At 63.3% G+C, this 17056-nt stretch carries 17 protein-coding genes; 8 read left to right on the top strand and 9 right to left on the bottom strand.

Annotated features, from left to right (window positions below; translation table 11 throughout):
• Window positions 1-116 precede the first annotated feature (116 nt).
• From AADW23_RS11225 to AADW23_RS11215, 3 genes are all read left to right on the top strand, one after another.
• Complete coding sequence (locus AADW23_RS11225) at window positions 117-965, top strand: bifunctional helix-turn-helix domain-containing protein/methylated-DNA--[protein]-cysteine S-methyltransferase (protein WP_341861028.1); 849 nt, start codon at window positions 117-119, stop codon at window positions 963-965.
• Between the two features lie 178 nt (window positions 966-1143).
• Complete coding sequence (locus AADW23_RS11220; protein WP_341861027.1) at window positions 1144-1806, top strand: OmpA family protein; 663 nt, start codon at window positions 1144-1146, stop codon at window positions 1804-1806.
• A 160-nt stretch (window positions 1807-1966) separates the two neighbouring features.
• A complete protein-coding gene (locus AADW23_RS11215) occupies window positions 1967-2734 on the top strand; it encodes an FCD domain-containing protein (RefSeq protein ID WP_341861026.1) in 768 nt (255 codons plus the stop codon).
• A 111-nt stretch (window positions 2735-2845) separates the two neighbouring features.
• On the opposite strand, the gene AADW23_RS11210 is transcribed toward AADW23_RS11215, so the two are convergent.
• The gene (locus AADW23_RS11210; protein WP_341861025.1) at window positions 2846-4066 is read right to left on the bottom strand and encodes a mandelate racemase/muconate lactonizing enzyme family protein; all 1221 of its coding nucleotides are present in this window, start codon (window positions 4064-4066) and stop codon (window positions 2846-2848) included.
• An 82-nt stretch (window positions 4067-4148) separates the two neighbouring features.
• Window positions 4149-5231 carry a Zn-dependent alcohol dehydrogenase gene (locus tag AADW23_RS11205; protein WP_341861024.1) on the bottom strand — a complete coding sequence of 361 codons (1083 nt, stop codon included), beginning with the start codon at window positions 5229-5231 and terminating at the stop codon, window positions 4149-4151.
• Between the two features lie 144 nt (window positions 5232-5375).
• Between AADW23_RS11205 and pcaD the strand changes: the two genes are divergently transcribed.
• Both pcaD and AADW23_RS11195 read left to right on the top strand, forming a co-directional pair.
• Window positions 5376-6167 carry a 3-oxoadipate enol-lactonase gene (gene pcaD, locus AADW23_RS11200; protein ID WP_341861023.1) on the top strand — a complete coding sequence of 264 codons (792 nt, stop codon included), beginning with the start codon at window positions 5376-5378 and terminating at the stop codon, window positions 6165-6167.
• Window positions 6164-7486, top strand: a complete 1323-nt coding sequence (locus AADW23_RS11195) for a lyase family protein (protein ID WP_341861022.1) — start codon at window positions 6164-6166, stop codon at window positions 7484-7486. The genes pcaD and AADW23_RS11195 overlap by 4 nt, the downstream gene beginning before the upstream one ends.
• Here AADW23_RS11195 and AADW23_RS11190 read toward each other — a convergent pair.
• The 7 genes from AADW23_RS11190 to fabA all read right to left on the bottom strand — a co-directional run bounded on the left by AADW23_RS11190 (window position 7483) and on the right by fabA (window position 13398).
• Window positions 7483-8466 (bottom strand): threonine/serine dehydratase, encoded by a 984-nt coding sequence (locus tag AADW23_RS11190; protein ID WP_341861021.1) that lies wholly within the window; start codon window positions 8464-8466, stop codon window positions 7483-7485. The genes AADW23_RS11195 and AADW23_RS11190 overlap by 4 nt on opposite strands.
• A complete protein-coding gene (locus tag AADW23_RS11185) occupies window positions 8463-9296 on the bottom strand; it encodes an alpha/beta hydrolase (RefSeq protein WP_341861020.1) in 834 nt (277 codons plus the stop codon). Before AADW23_RS11185 ends, AADW23_RS11190 begins: the two co-directional genes overlap by 4 nt.
• The gene (locus AADW23_RS11180) at window positions 9296-9985 is read right to left on the bottom strand and encodes a haloacid dehalogenase type II (protein WP_341861019.1); all 690 of its coding nucleotides are present in this window, start codon (window positions 9983-9985) and stop codon (window positions 9296-9298) included. Before AADW23_RS11180 ends, AADW23_RS11185 begins: the two co-directional genes overlap by 1 nt.
• 136 nt (window positions 9986-10121) lie before the next feature.
• On the bottom strand, window positions 10122-10910 hold the full coding sequence (locus tag AADW23_RS11175) for an SDR family oxidoreductase (RefSeq protein ID WP_341861018.1): 789 nt from the start codon (window positions 10908-10910) through the stop codon (window positions 10122-10124).
• Window positions 10911-10921: 11 nt separating this feature from the next.
• Window positions 10922-12151: a beta-ketoacyl-ACP synthase II gene (locus tag AADW23_RS11170; RefSeq protein ID WP_341861017.1), complete on the bottom strand. Its 1230-nt coding sequence runs from the start codon at window positions 12149-12151 to the stop codon at window positions 10922-10924.
• Between the two features lie 63 nt (window positions 12152-12214).
• Window positions 12215-12889 carry a M50 family metallopeptidase gene (locus AADW23_RS11165; RefSeq protein WP_341861016.1) on the bottom strand — a complete coding sequence of 225 codons (675 nt, stop codon included), beginning with the start codon at window positions 12887-12889 and terminating at the stop codon, window positions 12215-12217.
• On the bottom strand, window positions 12889-13398 hold the full coding sequence (gene fabA / locus AADW23_RS11160) for a bifunctional 3-hydroxydecanoyl-ACP dehydratase/trans-2-decenoyl-ACP isomerase (protein ID WP_341861015.1): 510 nt from the start codon (window positions 13396-13398) through the stop codon (window positions 12889-12891). Before fabA ends, AADW23_RS11165 begins: the two co-directional genes overlap by 1 nt.
• Window positions 13399-13580: 182 nt before the next feature.
• Here fabA and irrA point away from each other — a divergent pair, with 182 nt between their 5' ends.
• From irrA to typA, 3 genes are all read left to right on the top strand, one after another.
• A complete protein-coding gene (gene irrA, locus AADW23_RS11155; protein ID WP_341861014.1) occupies window positions 13581-14006 on the top strand; it encodes an iron response transcriptional regulator IrrA in 426 nt (141 codons plus the stop codon).
• A gap of 1 nt (window position 14007) precedes the next feature.
• On the top strand, window positions 14008-15141 hold the full coding sequence (locus AADW23_RS11150; protein ID WP_341861013.1) for a histidine kinase dimerization/phosphoacceptor domain -containing protein: 1134 nt from the start codon (window positions 14008-14010) through the stop codon (window positions 15139-15141).
• Between the two features lie 91 nt (window positions 15142-15232).
• The gene (gene typA / locus AADW23_RS11145) at window positions 15233-17050 is read left to right on the top strand and encodes a translational GTPase TypA (protein ID WP_341861012.1); all 1818 of its coding nucleotides are present in this window, start codon (window positions 15233-15235) and stop codon (window positions 17048-17050) included.
• The last annotated feature ends 6 nt before the right edge of the window (window positions 17051-17056 follow it).

Raw genomic sequence — 17056 nt, 5'->3', positions numbered from 1 at the left:
GTCCCTTTTGGCGCGACACGGGCGGGCGGGCAAGCCCCCCACCCTTCCCGCAAGAAGCGGGTCGCGAAACGGCGGCGCTCTGCGATAGGTTAATCCCGTTAACGGAGATCCGAGCCATGCCCCAAGACCAAGACCCATCCGGCAGCTACCACTTCAACGTCATGCGCCGGGCGTTGGACCTGATTGACGCTAACCCACACCAATCGCTTGATGATTTGGCAAAGGCCCTCGGCATGAGCCCGGCTCATTTCCAGCGCACCTTCAGCGGGTGGGTCGGCGTCAGTCCCAAGCGGTATCAACAATACCTGACGCTGGATCACGCCCGCCGCCTGCTGGCGGACCGCTTTACCGTGCTCGACACGGTGGGGGAGACCGGGCTGACCAGCGGCGGGCGGCTGCACGACCTGTTCCTGAGATGGGAAGCGATGAGCCCCGGAACCTATGCCAGCGGCGGCAAGGGCCTGACGATCCGTTGGGGGTGGTTTGACAGCCCCTTTGGCCCCGCCCTGGTGATGGCCACCGAGAAAGGCATCTGCGGCATCGGTTTCGCCGCAGAGACCGGGCCGGAAGCCGCGATGGACGACCTCTGCTCACGCTGGCCCAATGCCGAATATGTGGAAGACGCCGCCTCTCTCAGGCCCATGGCCGAAGCCGCGTTCCATGGCACGGGCGACTTACATCTGTCGCTGATCGGCGCCCCGTTCCAGATCAAAGTGTGGGAAGCCTTGCTGTCGATCCCCACGGGCCACGTCACCACCTACTCCGAGATTGCAGGCGCCATCGGCAAGCCCCGTGCCGTGCGCGCCGTGGGCACAGCGGTGGGGCGCAATCCGATCTCGTGGTTGATCCCCTGCCACCGCGCGTTGCGCAAATCCGGCGGTCTGGGCGGTTACCATTGGGGCCTTCCGGTGAAGCGGGCCATGCTGGCCTGGGAAGCCGCCACAACGGAAGATGGCGCGGCCTGAGAGATGCGGCGATGACGGGCCCCGCCCGGAGGAGCCGTCTGAAAAGCCGCCAAAATCGGCCAGGGCCCGCCCGCGCCCCCGGCAGTCGCACTTTACCCCTGTGCCAACCGCCACAGCTTGATATAAAGGCCGCAATAACTCCCGCGGGAAACGGGATAACAGGCAAAGGGCTACACTCATGGCACGACATATCAAACCCCTCATTCTGGCCACCGCCAGCGCATTGGCCCTGACGGCCTGCGTCGGCAACACCGTGGCCCCTACAACCGCCAACGGCCAAAACCGCACCCGTGACGGCGCGGTCATCGGCGGCCTCTTGGGCGGCTTCCTCGGCGCAACAGCCAGCGGCGAAAACCAGGGCCGCAATGCGGTGCTTGGCGCGGCAGCGGGTGCCGCCGCAGGCGGGCTGATCGGCAACGCGCTGGACCGTCAGGCACAGGACCTGCGCGGGGCGCTCTCCAACGACCGCATCCTGATCGAGAACACCGGATCAGAGCTTGTCGTCACCATGCCCGAAGGCATCTTGTTCGACGTCGATAGCGCCGCCATCCGGGCCGGTCTGCAAGCGGACCTGCGGGCATTGGCCAACAACTTGAACCAATACCCGGCCACCGATGTGCAGGTGGTGGGCCACACCGACAACACCGGGTCCGCGGGCTATAATCAGGACCTCTCCACCCGTCGCGCTCAAGGTGTGGCCGGCGTCCTGCTCGAGGCGGGCGTCGCCCCTTCGCGTGTGCGGTCTTCCGGGCGCGGCGAAAGCGAGCCGATTGCCACCAACCTCACCCCCGAGGGGCGCCAGCAAAACCGCCGGGTCGAAGTCATCATTCGCCCCCGCTAAGGGCGACTTCTCGCACGTACAAAATGACACCGGCATGACACCGGCCTGCCCTTTGGGCGGGCCGCTTTCGTATCTGGCCCCGTGATCTCGGGTAGACAGACCCCGGCCGTGGTCATATCGTTTGACCAATTCCGCCAAGGCTGAGGGAGGCAGAGGGCCCATGCCATTTCAACGTGTCGAAGCGGAAAAGCTCTCTCGCTCGGTCGTCAAGCAAATCGAACAATTGATCCTGCGCGGCATCCTGCGCCCCGGGGAACGCTTGCCCTCGGAGCGGGAGTTGAGCGAACGCCTTGGCGTGTCCCGCCCCAGCCTCCGCGAGGCGGTATCCGAGTTGCAGGAAAAGGGGCTTCTGGCAACCCGCGCCGGCGCGGGGATCTATGTGGCCGATGTTCTGGGATCCGCCTTTTCACCCGCGTTGATCGCGCTTCTGTCGGCCCACGAAGAAGCGGTTTTTGATTACATCTCGTTCCGCCAGGACCTTGAAGGCATCGCCGCAGAACGTGCCGCCATTCATGGCTCGGACACGGACCTGAAGGTGATCGGGGTGATCTTGCAGAAGATGGAAGCGGCTCACCGCAAACGCAACCCCGCCGATGAGGCCGCCTTGGATGCGGAGTTCCATTTGGCGATCATTGAGGCCAGCCACAACGTCGTGCTGCTGCATATGATGCGCGCCAGTTTCGATCTGTTGCGCCAGGGGGTGTTCTTCAACCGACAGCAAATGTTCAAGAACCGCGCCACCCGCGACATCCTTCTGGAACAACACCGCGCCATGAACAACGCCATCCAGGAACGCGATCCAGAGGCCGCGAAGGCTGCCATCATTCACCATCTGGACTACGTGAAGGAACAGATGGCCACGTTGAAAGCCACACGGAAGAACGAAGAAATCGCGCAATTGCGATATGCCCAAGAGGTGGAGCGTTAGGCGGGGACGGCCCCGGGCCAAGGCCCGGTCTACCGAGGGCGACACACCGCGCGGTGCCCCGAAGTATCCGCGCCGGGCGTAAACCGGGCCTTGGCCCGGGGCGACCTCGGCCTAATCCACCGGGCCGCCCCCAAAGGTATTGCCGTTCTGCCAATCACAGGGCGCTTCCTGCATCTCTAGGTGCAAACGATCGCCCGTATAGAGGTTTGCAAGGGCCACATCATCGTTCAGCGTGATCCCAAGGCCGGGGGCATCGGGGGCCGCGACAAAGCCGTTGTCGACCCGGGGCCGCCCAGTGACGAGCGCGTCATGGAACGGGGTCTCGATCGCCTCCACCATCAGAAGGTTCGGACAGCTGACACCCAGATGCACATTCGCGGCCCATTCCACCGGTCCGGCATAGAGATGCGGCGCAAGCTGCGCCCCAAAGGCGGCGGCGAGGGTGGCGATTTTCTTCCCCTCCCATATTCCGCCTGCACGGCCCAAGGCGGGCTGCAAGATCCGCGCCCCGTGGTGCAGCGCCTGGGCAAATTCCCCAACCGTGGTGAGCCGTTCGCCCGTGGCGATGGGGATCGGGGTATGGGCGGCGATCTCTGCCAATCCGGGAAGGTTATCAGGGGGAAGGGGTTCCTCAAACCAAAGCGGATCATGGGGCGCAATAGCTTGGGCCAGTCGGATTGCCCCCGCTGGAGAAAATTGCCCATGGGTGCCAAACAGCAGATCGGCCCTTGTGCCTACCGCATCCCGGATCGCAGCACAAAAGCGGGCAGAGAGGTCAATATCGCTGAGCGCGGGCATATGGCCGCCCCGGATCGTGTAGGGGCCAGCGGGATCGAACTTGATCGCCGTATAGCCTTCGTCCACCCGGGCAAGTGCGCTTTCGGCGGCCATTTCGGGAGATGTCCAGAAGGCCACGGGGTCGTGGTGGGGTTCGGGGTAGAGGTAGGTATAGGCGCGAATTTTGCCGTTCATCTTGCCGCCCAGAAGCGCGTAGACCGGGCAGTCACGGGCCTTGCCGAGGATATCCCAGCAGGCAATTTCGAGGCCGGAGAAGGCGCCGAGCACGGTGGGGTCGGGGCGTTGGGTGAAGCCCGACGAATGCGCGCGGCGTGACATCAGCTCGATATTGGCGGGGTCTTCGCCGCGCATGTGGCGGGAGAAGACATCTTCGATGACGGCCTGCATGGCTTTGGGACCGACGCCTGCGGCATAGACCTCTCCAAGGCCGGTGAGGCCAGTATCGGTGGTGAGGCGGACGATCAGCCAATAGCGCCCGCCCCAGCCGGGCGGAGGTGGGGCTGTGGCGAAAATTTCGAGATTGTCGAGTTTCATGTCAGTTGCGTGAATGAGGGACTAGTCCCCCAGACCCCCTAGAGGTGTATGGCCAAGGTGAATGGAAGAGCGGCGCGCGTGATCAGAAGGTGATGACGTTGCGGCGGGCCTGGCCTGTGTTGGTGTCGGAGATCGCCTCGTTTATCTGATCGAGGGACCAACGGGCGGAGATGAGTTCGTCGAGTTTCAGGCGGCCTTGGCTGTAGAGGTCGACCATCCAGGGGATATCGCGTTTCAGGACCACTTCGCCCAGGAAGGAGCCACGGATGCCTTGGCCGGTGGCGGCGAAAATGACCGGCTCGTAGGGGGTGGTTTCGCCATTGTGGGTCATGCCGACGGCATAGGCGGTGCCCCGGGGGGCGAGCAGGCGCAGGGCGGACTCGTAGGCGGGGATGGCGCCCACGGAGACAAAGACATGGTCGGCCAGGGTGCCGCCGAGCAGCTTGGAGAGGGCCTTCCAAGGCTTGTCGGTTTGGGCGGGGAGCGTATCGGTGGCGCCGAACTCGATGGCGTCAGCGAGCTTCTTTTCTTCGAGATCCATGGCGACGATCCGGGCCGCACCCGCGATGCGCGCGCCTTGGATGGCGTTGAGGCCCACGCCCCCTGCCCCGATCACCACCACCTTGTCGCCGGGTTTGACCTTGGCCGTGTTGATCGCCGCACCAAGCCCCGTGGGCACGCCGCAGGCCAGAAGGCAGGCCACATCTGAGGGGATATCATCGCCGATGAGAGCGGTCTGGCTGGCGTCTACCACAACGGCCTCGGCGAAGGCGCCGCAGTTCATGGCTTTTACCACGGGGGCGCCGTTTGGGGTTGTGATCACCTGAGCCTCAGGCGTGTTGCCGGCGCAGTACATGGGTTGCGCAGAGGCGCAGGACGGGCATTGGCCGCAGGATTTGGCGAGGGTGACGATCACCCGGTCCCCTTCTTGCAGGGCGACGCCCGCGCCCACGGCGGTGACTTTCCCCGCCGCCTCATGACCATAAATCGCGGGCAAATCACCGCCCCAGGCGCCCTCCATATAGGAGATATCGGAGTGGCAGATCGCCACCGCCTCCAGGGTGACTTCGACCTCTCCGGGGCCGGGGTCGCGCAGGGTGACCGTTTCGATACTGAGCGGCGCGCCATGGCTGTGGCAAACGGCGGCGCGGATATTCTTGGGCATGGGGCTCTCCGGTCCTGTGGAGCCCCAGCATTGCGGGTGATAGGCGCAATTGCGAGACAAAACGCGCCATTAGAGACGCAAGTTGCGACTTGGCCGCAGCGTAATCGGCTTGCGGAAAGTGGCGCGATTGAGGGACAAGGTGCCATGGATGTTTTGAGCTTTGATGATGTGTCCCTGCATGTGCAGGTGGATGGGCCCGAGGATGGCCCGGCGGTGGTGTTTGGCAATTCGCTGGGGACGGACCTGCGGTTGTGGGACCCGGTGGTGGCGCCGTTGCCCAAGGGGTTGCGGCTGATCCGCTATGACAAGCGCGGCCATGGGCTATCGACCTGCCCGCCCGCCCCCTACGGCATGGGCTCTTTGGTGCGCGACGCAGAGCGGGTGATGGACGCTTTGCAGGTGCGCGATGCGGTTTTCGTCGGCCTTTCCATCGGGGGGCTGATCGCGCAGGGGCTGGCGGCGAAGCGCCTGGACTTGGTGCGCGCTGTCGTGTTGTCCAACACCGCCGCGAAGATCGGCACCCGCGCCATGTGGGAGGACCGGATTGCCGCCATAAACGCGGGCGGTTTGGCCCCCATGGCCCCGGCAATCATGGAGCGCTGGTTCTCGCGCGCGTTCCGCGAAAGCCCTGCCGTGGCCCCCTGGCAGCGGATGGTCGAGACCTGCCCCGTGGAAGGCTACACCGGCTGTTGCGCAGCCATCGCGGGCACCGATTTTTATAGCACCACGGCCGCGCTGCGCCTGCCGGCGCTGGTGATTGCGGGCGATCAAGACGGGGCGACGCCGCCGGATCTGGTCCGTGAACTGGCCGAGCTGATCCCCGGGTCGAAGTTCGAATTGATGCGCGGCGCGGGGCATTTGCCGTGCGTGGAGGCCCCCCAGACCTACGCCAAGCACCTTACCACATTCCTTAGCGAAATCGGGCACTTGCCATGAGCACTTCTGTTTTCGACAGCATTCTTCACCGTGATCTTTTCGGCGACGCCGAGGTGGCGCGCCTGTTGTCCGACAGCGCCGAAGTGCGCGCCATGATGTTGGTGCTTGGTGCTTTGGCCAAGGTCCAAGGGGCGGCCGGGGTTATCCCCGAAGTCTCGGGCGTGTTCCTGCACCGGGCCACGATGGAGATCCAGATCGACCCGATGGGCCTTGCGGGGATGAACGGCGTGGTGGTGCCGGGTCTGGTTGGCGCGATGCGCACCGCGTTGGAGGCCCCGGAACATGCGCAGTTCCTCCATTGGGGCGCGACGTCACAAGACGTTCAAGACACCGCCCAAAGCCTGCGTTTGCGGCAGGTTCTGGGGCTGATGGAGACCCGCCTGCGCAATTTGTTAACGGTGTTAACCGATTTGGCCGACGCCCACGCAGAAACCCCGCAGGCCGCCCGCACCTACGGCCAAGTAGCTGTCCCCAGCAGCTTTGGCGCCTTGGTGGCCACTTGGGGCTATCCCGTCATCCGCCTGCTGGAGCGGTTGCCTGACCTGCGCCGCCACGCGCTTTGCGTGTCGTTGTCCGGGGCGGCGGGCACGGCCAGCCAGTTGGGCCCGGACCCTGCGGCCCTGCGCGGGGCCTTGGCCGAGGCCTTGGGCCTGAGCGACCCACAGCAATCCTGGCATGCCGAGCGCGGGCGTCTTATCGAGATAGCACAATGGCTTAGCGCCGTGACCACCACGATGGGAAAGATCGGCGAAGATGTCTTGCGGCTCAGCCGATCCGACGTGGGAGAGACGCAGCTTGGGGGCGCGGGGGCGTCCTCGACCATGCCGCAGAAACAGAATCCTGTGGCCGCATCAGCCCTAGTGGCCTTGGCCCGGATGGCGCCCGCGCAACTCTCGGCGCTGTCCATCCCCCATGGAGAGGCCCGCGACGGGGCCGCTTGGTTCACCGAATGGTTAACGCTGCCGCCGCTGGTTTCCGCCGCCGCCCGCGCCAGCGCCTTGGCCGGCGATGTGACCCGCAGCCTGTCGCCCAATGCCGCCGCCATGGCCGCGCGTCTGGCCGATCCGCTGGGGCTTATCCGGGCCGAGGCGCTGTCCTTCGCGCTGACCGCCACCCTGCGCCGCCCCGACGCCCAGGCCGAGGTGAAACGGCTGACAAAAGAGGCGATTGAAACGGGCCGCCCCCTGCCCGATTTGGTGGCCGAGGCGCATCCCGACGCACCCATGCCGCCGCTGAGTTCCCCGGCGGATTTGGGCCAGGCCCCGCAAGACGCGCGCGCGTTCGCCGCCGCTGCCCGCAAGGTGCTGTCGGCAGATTAACCTGCCGCCGGTTCCGCCAGGATCTGCGCAAATAGCGCCGGGTCCACATTGCCGCCCGACAGCGTGGCCGTGACCGGGCCGGGCGCGAGGGCATCGCCGTGAAACAGCGCCGCCGCCAAGGCGACCGCGCCGCCGGGTTCCACAACCAGCTTCAGGCGGATCGCCGCAAGGCGCATCGCCGCCTTGACCTGCGCGTCCGTCACCACGATCCCCGGCCCGCAAAGGCGCTGCATCAGCGGGAATGTCAGCGCCCCCGGCGCAGGGGTCAACACGGCGTCGCATAGGCCCACCTCCGGGCCCTCGTTGGACAGGATTTCACCGGCCACAAGCGACCGCGCGGCATCGTCAAAGCCCTCAGGCTCTACCGGGCGCACCGTTAATCCGGGCGCTTTGGCCTCTAGCGCCGTCGCGATGCCCGAGGTCAATCCGCCCCCGCCGCAGCAGGTCAGAACCGTGCCCTCTGTCATGCCCGCCTCTGCGGCCTGCTCCGCGATTTCCAACCCGCAGGTGCCCTGCCCCGCCATCACATTCGGGTCGTCGTAGGGCTTGACCAAGGTCAGGCCCCGTTCCTCGCTTAGGGCGGCGCCAATCGCGCCCCGATCCTCGCCGCCGGCGCGATCATAAAGCACCACCTCCGCGCCCATGGCGCGGGTGTTGGCGATCTTCAATGCGGGCGCATTGTCCGGCATCAGGATCGTCGCAGGCACGCCCAAAATCTGCGCGGCTCGCGCCACCCCTTGGGCGTGGTTCCCCGAGGAATAGGCGATCACGCCCCGCGCCCGCTGGTCATCGGTTAACGCCGTTAACGCGGACCAACCGCCGCGAAACTTGAAAGATCCCGTGTGCTGCAACACCTCGGCCTTCAGGTAGACCTCGCGCCCGGCGATCTCATCCAAGAAGGGCGACGACAGCAACGGCGTGCGCCGAACGACCCCCTGCGCCCGTTTGGCAGAGGCCTCGATATCGCTGATCGTGATCATGCACATTTCTCCAAAACACTTTCGATTACGGCCCGAGATCCCGACTCGTCCAGAAACGGCACATGGCCCCGGTCACCCAATTCCACAAAGGCCATGTCTGGCCTGCGGCGGCGCATCTCGGTGGCGGTTTCCGCCGACAGAATGTCCGATTGCGCCCCCCGGATCAGGCCAAGGGGCACGCCGTCCAGCGCGTCGAACAACGGCCAAAGATCGGGCGCCTCAAAATCGGGCGCAAAGGCTGGCGCCACCGCATCGCGCAACTTCGGATCGTAGCGCAAGTGCAACGCGCCCCCCTCCTCTCGCCACACACGGCGCGCGAACGCGGCCCACGTGGCGGCAGGCACGTTACGAAACGCGCCCGCATAGACGTCCGGCAAGGCCGCCGCCGCCGCCGCCAACGAGCCATAGGCCGGCGGCTTGCCAATATAATCCATAATATTGGCCAAACCCTCGGCCATGATTTCCGGGCCAATGTCGTTAAAAATAACGCCGCTCAGTCGGTCCCGTGCCATCACGGCCATCATCAACGCCACCAATCCGCCCCGCGACGTGCCCAGGACGCAAGCCTTCTCCAGCCCCAAATGATCGAGCAAAGCGACCACATCCTGGGCCTCCTGCATCGGCGTGTAGGTGGCGAAATCCGCGTAGTCCGAGGCCCCACGCCCCCGAAAATCCACCCGGATCACCCGAGCGCGATCCCGGTAATGTGCCAGCACCGGCTCAAAATCATCCATGTTGCGGGTCAATCCCGGCAGACACAGCAAAGGCACACCTTCGCCTTGGTCGTCATAGGCAATCTTCACACCATCGGGCGCGGTCACAAAATCCATCACGCCGCCCCCACCAGCGCCGCCACGCCGGTCAAATCCGCCGCCTCGCGCCCCGGTTTTCCACTCAATCTATCCATCGGCTCTCCGGCGCGGTTCACCCATAGGGTATCGAACCCATAAGCCGCCGCAAAAGACGCGTCCCACCCGTTGGAGGACACGAACAACACCTCCTGCGGCGTGCAAGCAAAGCGCTGCCCCACAAGGTCATAAACCCTCACATCCGGCTTGAAGACGCCCACATCCTCGACGCTCAAGACCGCGTCCAACACCTCTTCGATGACCGCACTTTCCACCGCGCCTGCCAACATATCGGGCGAGCCGTTGGACAAAATTCCGGTCTGCAATCCCGCGGCCTTCAAGCGCGCCAACATCTCTGGCACCTCCGGATAGGCGTCCAACTCCCAGTAGAGGCCCAACAAATCCTCTCGCAATTGCGCATCATCCAACCCCGCCTTCACCAAGGCCCAATCCAACCCGTCGCCTGTCACCTGCCAAAAATCGCAATGATCCCGCGCCACCGCACGCAGCCACGAATACTGCAACTGCTTCAAACGCCAATCATTGGCCACCTGCATCCACACTTCGGCAAACGCTTCTCTCCCCGGCTGCCCCGCCAAGGCGCGCGCCGCCGCGGCGACATCAAACAACGTGCCGTAAGCGTCGAAAATACATGTGGTGATCTTGGCCATGGAACCTCTCCCCGATTGTCCTCTCAAGTCGTGACACGCAAAAAAGGGGGCCGCAACGCCCCCCTTCCTCGTTCTTCAAATATTCCCGGGGTTTGGGGCAGCGCCCCAAGGCGCAACACCCGTGCCAATCGCGTCGCTACAGGTTCTCGGGCTGTGCCATGCCAAGCACGTGATAGCCGCCGTCCACTGTCACGATTTCGCCGGTGGTACACGCGCCATAATCCGACGCCAGATACACCGCCGTGCCGCCCACGGCCTCCAACGTCGCATTCGCGCGCATCGGTGCGTTTGCTTCCGTGGTCTTGAACGTCTTGCGGGCCCCGCCAATGGCCGCCCCTGCCAGCGTTTTCATCGGCCCCGGCGAGATCGCGTTCACCCGGATGCCCTGCGGGCCCAAATCGTTCGCCAGATACCGGACCGAGGATTCCAACGCCGCCTTCGCCACGCCCATCACGTTATAGAACGGCGTAACCCGGTTGCTGCCCTGATAGGTTAACGTCAGTAACGTTCCGCCCTCGGGCATCAGTTCCGAGGCCCGCTTGGCCACGTCGATAAACGAATAACAGCTGATCGTGAGAGAGTTCTTGAAGTTCGCCCGCGTCGTGTTGATGAATCGGCCCGTCAGCTCATTCTTGTCGGAAAACGCGATGGCGTGAACGACAAAATCCAACGACCCCCATTCAGATTTCAACGTGTCGAAACACGCATCCATGGAGTCGTCGTTGTTTACGTCCACATCCACCATCAATGTGCTGCCAAGGCTTTCTGCCAGCGGGGCCAAGCGTTTGCCGAAGGCCTCTCCCTGATAGGAGAACGCCAATTCCGCGCCTTCCCCATGCAGCGCTTTTGCGATGCCCCACGCGATCGAGCGTTCATTGGCGACGCCCATCACAAGGCCCCGCTTGCCCTTCATCAAATCAGCCATGCTTTATCTTCTCACTTCTCAAAACGGCTCAGCAACATCGAGCCATTCGTGCCGCCAAAACCAAAAGAATTCGTCATCACAGTATCCAGCCCCGCATCAGCCTTGAATGCCGTCGCAATCTCTTCCGGGTTCAAGGCCGGGTCCAGCGTTTCGACGTTGATCGAAGGCGTGATGAAATCGCCGTCCAGCATCAGCAGACAGAAGGTCGCCTCCAACGCGCCGGCCCCGCCCTGGGCGTGGCCTGTCATTGATTTTGTCGAGGAAATCACTGGCGTGTTACCTTCGCCGAAGACCCGGCGCACGGCTTCAACCTCACCCACATCGCCCACGGGGGTCGAGGTGCCGTGGGCGTTGATATAGCCCACTTTGCGGCCTTCGGGCAGTGTTTGCATGGCCAGGCGCATCGCCCGCTCACCGCCTTCGCCGCTTGGCGCGACCATGTCGTGGCCGTCCGAGGTGGCGGCAAAGCCGGTCACTTCCGCGTAGATTTTCGCACCGCGGGCCACGGCCCGCTCCATCTCTTCCAGCACCAGGATCGCGCCGCCGCCGCCGATCACAAACCCGTCGCGGTCCGCATCGAACGCCCGGCTCGCGCGCTCTGGCGTGTCGTTGTATTTCGAGGACATCGCGCCCATCGCGTCAAACAGGCAGCTGAGCGTCCAGTCCAACTCTTCCGCGCCGCCCGCAAACATGACGTCTTGTTTGCCCATCATGATCTGTTCTGCCGCCGAGCCGATGCAATGCAGGCTGGTGGAGCAGGCGCTGGTGATCGAATAGTTAATGCCCTTGATCTTATAGGCGGTCGACAGATTGGCCGAAATCGTGGAGGACATGCACTTGGGCACCGCAAAGGGCCCGATCCGCTTGGGAGAGCCCTTTTCCAGAACTGTCTGATGGGCCGTAAACATTGCGCTGGTCGATGGCCCGCCCGAGCCCGCAATCAGGCCCGTCCGTTCGTTAACCACGTCGGCTTCGTCCAGACCCGCATCAGCAATTGCTTGCCCCATGGCGATATGGGCGTAGGCCGCCCCCGGTCCCATGAACCGCAACGCGCGTTTGTCCACATGCTCGGCCACGTCGATTTTCAACGTGCCGGCCACTTGGCTGCGGAACCCGTGCTCCGCCATTTCAGGCGACGCTTCGATCCCGGACCGCCCCGCCTTGAGGCTTTCAGTTACCTCAGCGGCATTATTTCCGATGGGGGATACGATGCCCAATCCAGTCACGACGACGCGGCGCATGGCGTTCTCCTCTTGCTGCCTGTTATGTGTATCTAGGCGTTCGGCCCCGCTTCGCGCAACCCGTTAGCGGCCAAAGGAAATGTTGCTATCGCGCCCAAGGCCCTTTCTCAGGCACCAGAAGATTACCGCGAAGCTGACAATCAGCCACAACACGCCCCACATCATCGTGGTGCCGCCGATCTCTTCCGCCAGCATCCTTGCGTCCGACCGCAGCGACGCCCGGCGCAAGGTGTCGTCGAAGATGTCGTAGGGGACGTAGATCATGCTGCTCAGCCCGATGAGGCGCAGGAGCAAATCGCATATGGGTGCGGACAAGAACCGCCCCGCCGCGATCAAGGCCGCGCCCGTGGCGCCACAGATGAGTATCGCCGCAAAGTCCCGCACGTATAGCACCAGCACGATCAGCATCAGCGCGCCAAGCCCCATCAAAACACTGCGATCCGCCCGGCCCCTCAAGGCGGCCAATAACAGCCCGACCCCGATCAGGAGCGATCCCAGATAGCCCGCCGTCAGGGTCAAGAAGCGCGACCCGCCTCGGGTCCAGGCCTCACCACCCTGTTGGAAATTAACGGAAATAGACTCGATCGACCCGCCCGTCAGCACCGCCGCAAGCCCGTGGGACAGCTCGTGGAAGAACACCACAAGCAGCTTCAATGGCATCACGACCGGTGTGGACCACAGGGCGAAAACTGCAACGGTTAACGCGATTAACTGCCAATGGCCGCGCAGAAATGCCATCAGCTTTCCGACAGCGCGACCTTCATGTCTTTCACCATGTAGATCACCTCGCCGTCGGCCTCGACCCGGCCATCGGCCACGCCCATCGTCAGGCGGCGGGTTTGGATCGCCTTGGTGAAATCCACGTAATAGGTCAGCATCTTGCGATCCGGCCGCACCATGCCCGTCAGCTTCACTTCGCCCACGCCCAACGCATAACCGCGCCCCTGCCAGCCGCGCCAGCCAAGGTTGAAGCCGGTCAATTGCCACAGACCATCAAGGCCCAGGCACCCCGGCATGATTGGGTTTCCGGGGAAATGGCAGTCGAAAAACCAAGCGTCTGGCTTGATGTCAAACTCGGCCACGACATGACCTTTGCCGTGCTCGCCGCCATCGCCCGAGATATCGGTGATCCGGTCCATCATCAGCATCGGCGGCTCTGGCAGTTGTGCGTTGCCTTCGCCAAACAGCTCTCCGCGCGCACAGCGCAAAAGGTCATCGCGGTCAAAGCTCGTTGGATAATCGGACATAGGGGCCCCCTGCTCGTCGTGTTTCTTGCCGCTTGCGGCTTGCCCAACACCTAGCACCGCGCCCCTTTTCGGCGCAAGTGCACCCCATTTTGCATGATAATGCACAGGATGCATTGGCGTTTGCAAAGCGCTCGCAATAGGCCATATATGTGGGGAACCCTTAATAGAAAGCCACGGGCACCATGACCCCCGAAGCTCTTGAACGCTCTCAGGCCTGGCTTGGCCAAGCTGAACTCCGCCCGACCCGTCAGCGCCTTGCGCTGGCGTCCTTGCTGGTGGGCGATGGCCAGAACCGCCACGTCACGGCGGAGGGCTTGCACGAAGCGGTTCTTGGCACCGGCGACAAGGTGTCCCTTGCGACCGTCTACAACACGCTGCGCGCCTTCTGCGATGCGGGCTTGATGCAAGAAGTCACCGTGGACGGAAACCGCAGCTACTTTGACACCCGTGTAGACGACCACCCCCATTTCTACCTTGAAGGCTGCGGCTCACTCAAAGACGCCCCAGCGGCTGAGTTGGAGATCAAAAGCCTGCCCGACGTTCCCGACGGGTACGAGGTCGCGAAGGTCGATGTCGTGATCCGCCTTCGGCGCAAAAGCTGCTCCTGACATGGCAAAATTGATCGCCCCTGCATCGGCGAAGGGTTATGTGGCAGCGCCGCACCCTTTGAATGACCGTCGTGTTGCGGCCCTGCACGCCTATGGCATCCTCGATACCGAGCGCGAGGCCGAATATGATTCCGTGGTCGAGCTCGTCGCACGGATTTGCGACGTGCCCTTTGCGGTCATCAACTTCATCGACGAGGATCGGCAGTGGTTCAAGGCCGAGGTGGGCCTTGGCACCCGAGAATTGGCGCTGGACGAATCCATTTGCGCCCATGCTTTGATGTTGGACGACTTCATGGAAATCCCCGACACGCTGTCGGACGATCGTCTATGCGGCAACCCGCTTTGCCTGGACGAGCCAAACCTGCGGTTTTACGCAGGTGCTCTGCTGAAAACGGCCGACGGCCTGCCCCTTGGCACCCTTTGCGTGCTGGATAACAAGCCGCGCACTCTGACCGATTTGCAACGCGACACCTTGAAGGTGATGGCCGAACAGGTCATGCGCCAACTGGAATTGCGCCTTGCGCTCCGCCGCGAAGAAATGTTGCGGCTGGAGGTGGACCACCGGGTGAAGAATTCGCTTCAATCCGTATCTGCGATGGCACGGATTCAGGCACGGGTCATGACCGATGAGGGCGGGCGCCGCGCCCTGACCTTGATGCAGCAACGCATCGAGATTATCGCCGCCCTGCATGCGGCGCTTTACAAGACCAACGCGGGCGAACGGATCGACATTGCGGATTACCTGGCCTCGGTGGTGGAGCTGATCGGCGGGGCGCTTTTGCCTAATCTGACCATCACGCTCAACACGACCAGCAAGAATGCCACGATGACCTCTCAGGAAGCCGCGGCTTTGGGGCTGATTGTGGCGGAGCTGTCGGCAAATTCGCAAAAGCATGGCTTCGCCGATGGACGCGAGGGCGAAATGACGTTGGGTTTGACGCAAACCTCTGATGGTGAGCTGGTTCTTACCTATGACGACAACGGCCAAGGCAGTGCCGCAGAGGGTGCTGATAATGACGGCGGCATGGGCACGTCGATCATTGAAATGCTTGCCGATCAGTTGGGCGGCGCCTTTTCCGCCGAGATCAACGCGGACGGCTACCACAGTGTTCTGCGCTTCCGCGCCGCGGCGTGACTTCCCCTTTTTCCCTAGCCATCGACGCGAAAAACCCCTAAGCGCCCCCCAAAGCCCTACAGCAACACTTCTTTAGTTAAAGGCCATCGTAATGGACCTCCGTAATATCGCGATCATCGCGCACGTTGACCACGGCAAGACCACATTGGTGGACGAGCTTCTGAAACAATCCGGCGCCTTCCGGGAAAATCAGGCCGTCGCCGAACGCGCCATGGACAGCAACGACCTTGAGCGCGAGCGCGGGATCACCATTTTCGCCAAGCCCACATCGCTGGAATGGAAGGGCACGCGGATCAACATCGTTGACACCCCCGGCCACGCTGATTTCGGTGGCGAGGTAGAGCGGATCTTGTCGATGGTAGACGGCGTTGTGCTGCTGGTGGACGCGGCTGAAGGCCCGATGCCCCAGACCAAATTCGTGACCTCCAAGGCGCTTGCCCTTGGCCTGCGTCCGATCGTGGTGCTCAACAAAGTGGACAAGCCCGACGCCGAGCCTGACCGCGCACTGGATGAGGTGTTTGACCTCTTCTCCTCGCTGGACGCCGACGAAGACCAGCTGGACTTCCCGCATATGTACGCCTCGGGCCGCTCCGGTTGGGCCGATCACGAGCTTGACGGGCCGCGCAAAGACCTGCACGCGCTGTTCAACCTGATCGTGAACCACGTCCCAACGCCCAAGCAGATCAACCATCAAGACGATGACTTCCGCATGCTGGCCACCACCCTTGGCGCGGACCCTTTTGTGGGCCGCCTGCTGACGGGTCGCGTGGAATCGGGCCGCCTCAAGGTTGGCCAGACGGTCCAGACCCTGTCGCGCCTGGGTGAAAAGATCGAACAGTTCCGCGTCACCCGCATCCAAGCCTTCCGGGGCCTTGCGCAGCAAGACATCGACGAGGCGCTGGCAGGCGACATCGTGTCCCTCGCGGGGATGACGAAATCCACCGTGGCCGACACCATCTGCGCCTTGGCCGTGGACGAGCCGCTGGAAGCGCAACCCATTGATCCGCCTACCATTACCGTGACTTTCGGCATCAACGACTCGCCTCTGGCGGGTCGGGACGGCAAGAAGGTGCAATCGCGCGTTATCCGTGAGCGTCTGATGAAAGAGGCGGAATCAAACGTCGCCATCAAGATCTCGGACACGCCCGGTGGCGAAGCCTTTGAGGTTGCCGGACGTGGCGAACTTCAGATGGGCGTTCTGATCGAAAACATGCGCCGCGAAGGGTTCGAGCTGTCGATCTCTCGACCGCAGGTTCTGTTCCGCGAGATTGACGGTGTGCGCCATGAGCCCATCGAAGAAGTCACCATCGACGTGGACGACGAATACTCCGGCGCGGTGATCGAAAAGCTGACGGGCGGACGCCGGGGCGAGCTGGCCGAGATGAAACAGGCAGGCGCGGGCAAGACCCGCATCATCGCCCACGTCCCGTCCCGCGGCCTGATCGGCTACCACGGCGAATTCTTGACCGACACGCGCGGCACCGGTGTTCTGAACCGTGTGTTCCACGAATGGGCACCTTTCAAAGGCCCGATCCCCGGCCGTCGCCAAGGTGTTCTTATCTCTATGGAAAACGGTACTTCGGTGGCGTTTGCCCTGTGGAACCTGGAAGATCGTGGCAAGATGTTCATCGGTGCTCAGGCCCCGGTCTACACCGGCATGATCATCGGCGAGCATTCGCGCGACAACGATCTGGAAGTGAACCCGCTGAAGGGCAAGAAGCTGACCAACGTACGGGCCTCGGGCACCGACGAGGCGGTGAAACTGACCACGCCTGTGACCATGACACTGGAGCAGGCCATCGCCTATATCGACGATGACGAGTTGGTCGAAGTGACACCAAACGCCATCCGCCTGCGCAAGCGCCACCTTGACCCGCACGAGCGCAAGCGCGCCTCTCGCGCGGGCTAAAAGCCT

Source organism: Gymnodinialimonas sp. 57CJ19, assembly GCF_038396845.1.
GTDB lineage: Bacteria > Pseudomonadota > Alphaproteobacteria > Rhodobacterales > Rhodobacteraceae > Gymnodinialimonas.
Note: the sequence above shows the minus strand (reverse complement) of the source record. Positions and strands in the feature narration are given on the sequence as shown.

Bases quoted from the DNA above. Each gene is read 5' to 3' on its own strand.
- irrA (WP_341861014.1), top strand. From the start codon at position 13,581: ATGACCCCCGAAGCTCTTGAACGCTCTCAGGCCTGGCTTGGCCAAGCT.
- AADW23_RS11215 (WP_341861026.1), top strand. From the start codon at position 1,967: ATGCCATTTCAACGTGTCGAAGCGGAAAAGCTCTCTCGCTCGGTCGTC.
- fabA (WP_341861015.1), bottom strand. From the start codon at position 13,398: ATGTCCGATTATCCAACGAGCTTTGACCGCGATGACCTTTTGCGCTGT.
- AADW23_RS11190 (WP_341861021.1), bottom strand. From the start codon at position 8,466: ATGATCACGATCAGCGATATCGAGGCCTCTGCCAAACGGGCGCAGGGG.
- AADW23_RS11165 (WP_341861016.1), bottom strand. From the start codon at position 12,889: ATGGCATTTCTGCGCGGCCATTGGCAGTTAATCGCGTTAACCGTTGCA.
- AADW23_RS11205 (WP_341861024.1), bottom strand. From the start codon at position 5,231: ATGCCCAAGAATATCCGCGCCGCCGTTTGCCACAGCCATGGCGCGCCG.
- AADW23_RS11195 (WP_341861022.1), top strand. From the start codon at position 6,164: ATGAGCACTTCTGTTTTCGACAGCATTCTTCACCGTGATCTTTTCGGC.
- AADW23_RS11210 (WP_341861025.1), bottom strand. From the start codon at position 4,066: ATGAAACTCGACAATCTCGAAATTTTCGCCACAGCCCCACCTCCGCCC.
- AADW23_RS11175 (WP_341861018.1), bottom strand. From the start codon at position 10,910: ATGGCTGATTTGATGAAGGGCAAGCGGGGCCTTGTGATGGGCGTCGCC.
- AADW23_RS11185 (WP_341861020.1), bottom strand. From the start codon at position 9,296: ATGGATTTTGTGACCGCGCCCGATGGTGTGAAGATTGCCTATGACGAC.
- pcaD (WP_341861023.1), top strand. From the start codon at position 5,376: ATGGATGTTTTGAGCTTTGATGATGTGTCCCTGCATGTGCAGGTGGAT.
- AADW23_RS11180 (WP_341861019.1), bottom strand. From the start codon at position 9,985: ATGGCCAAGATCACCACATGTATTTTCGACGCTTACGGCACGTTGTTT.
- AADW23_RS11220 (WP_341861027.1), top strand. From the start codon at position 1,144: ATGGCACGACATATCAAACCCCTCATTCTGGCCACCGCCAGCGCATTG.
- AADW23_RS11170 (WP_341861017.1), bottom strand. From the start codon at position 12,151: ATGCGCCGCGTCGTCGTGACTGGATTGGGCATCGTATCCCCCATCGGA.
- AADW23_RS11150 (WP_341861013.1), top strand. From the start codon at position 14,008: ATGGCAAAATTGATCGCCCCTGCATCGGCGAAGGGTTATGTGGCAGCG.
- AADW23_RS11225 (WP_341861028.1), top strand. From the start codon at position 117: ATGCCCCAAGACCAAGACCCATCCGGCAGCTACCACTTCAACGTCATG.
- typA (WP_341861012.1), top strand. From the start codon at position 15,233: ATGGACCTCCGTAATATCGCGATCATCGCGCACGTTGACCACGGCAAG.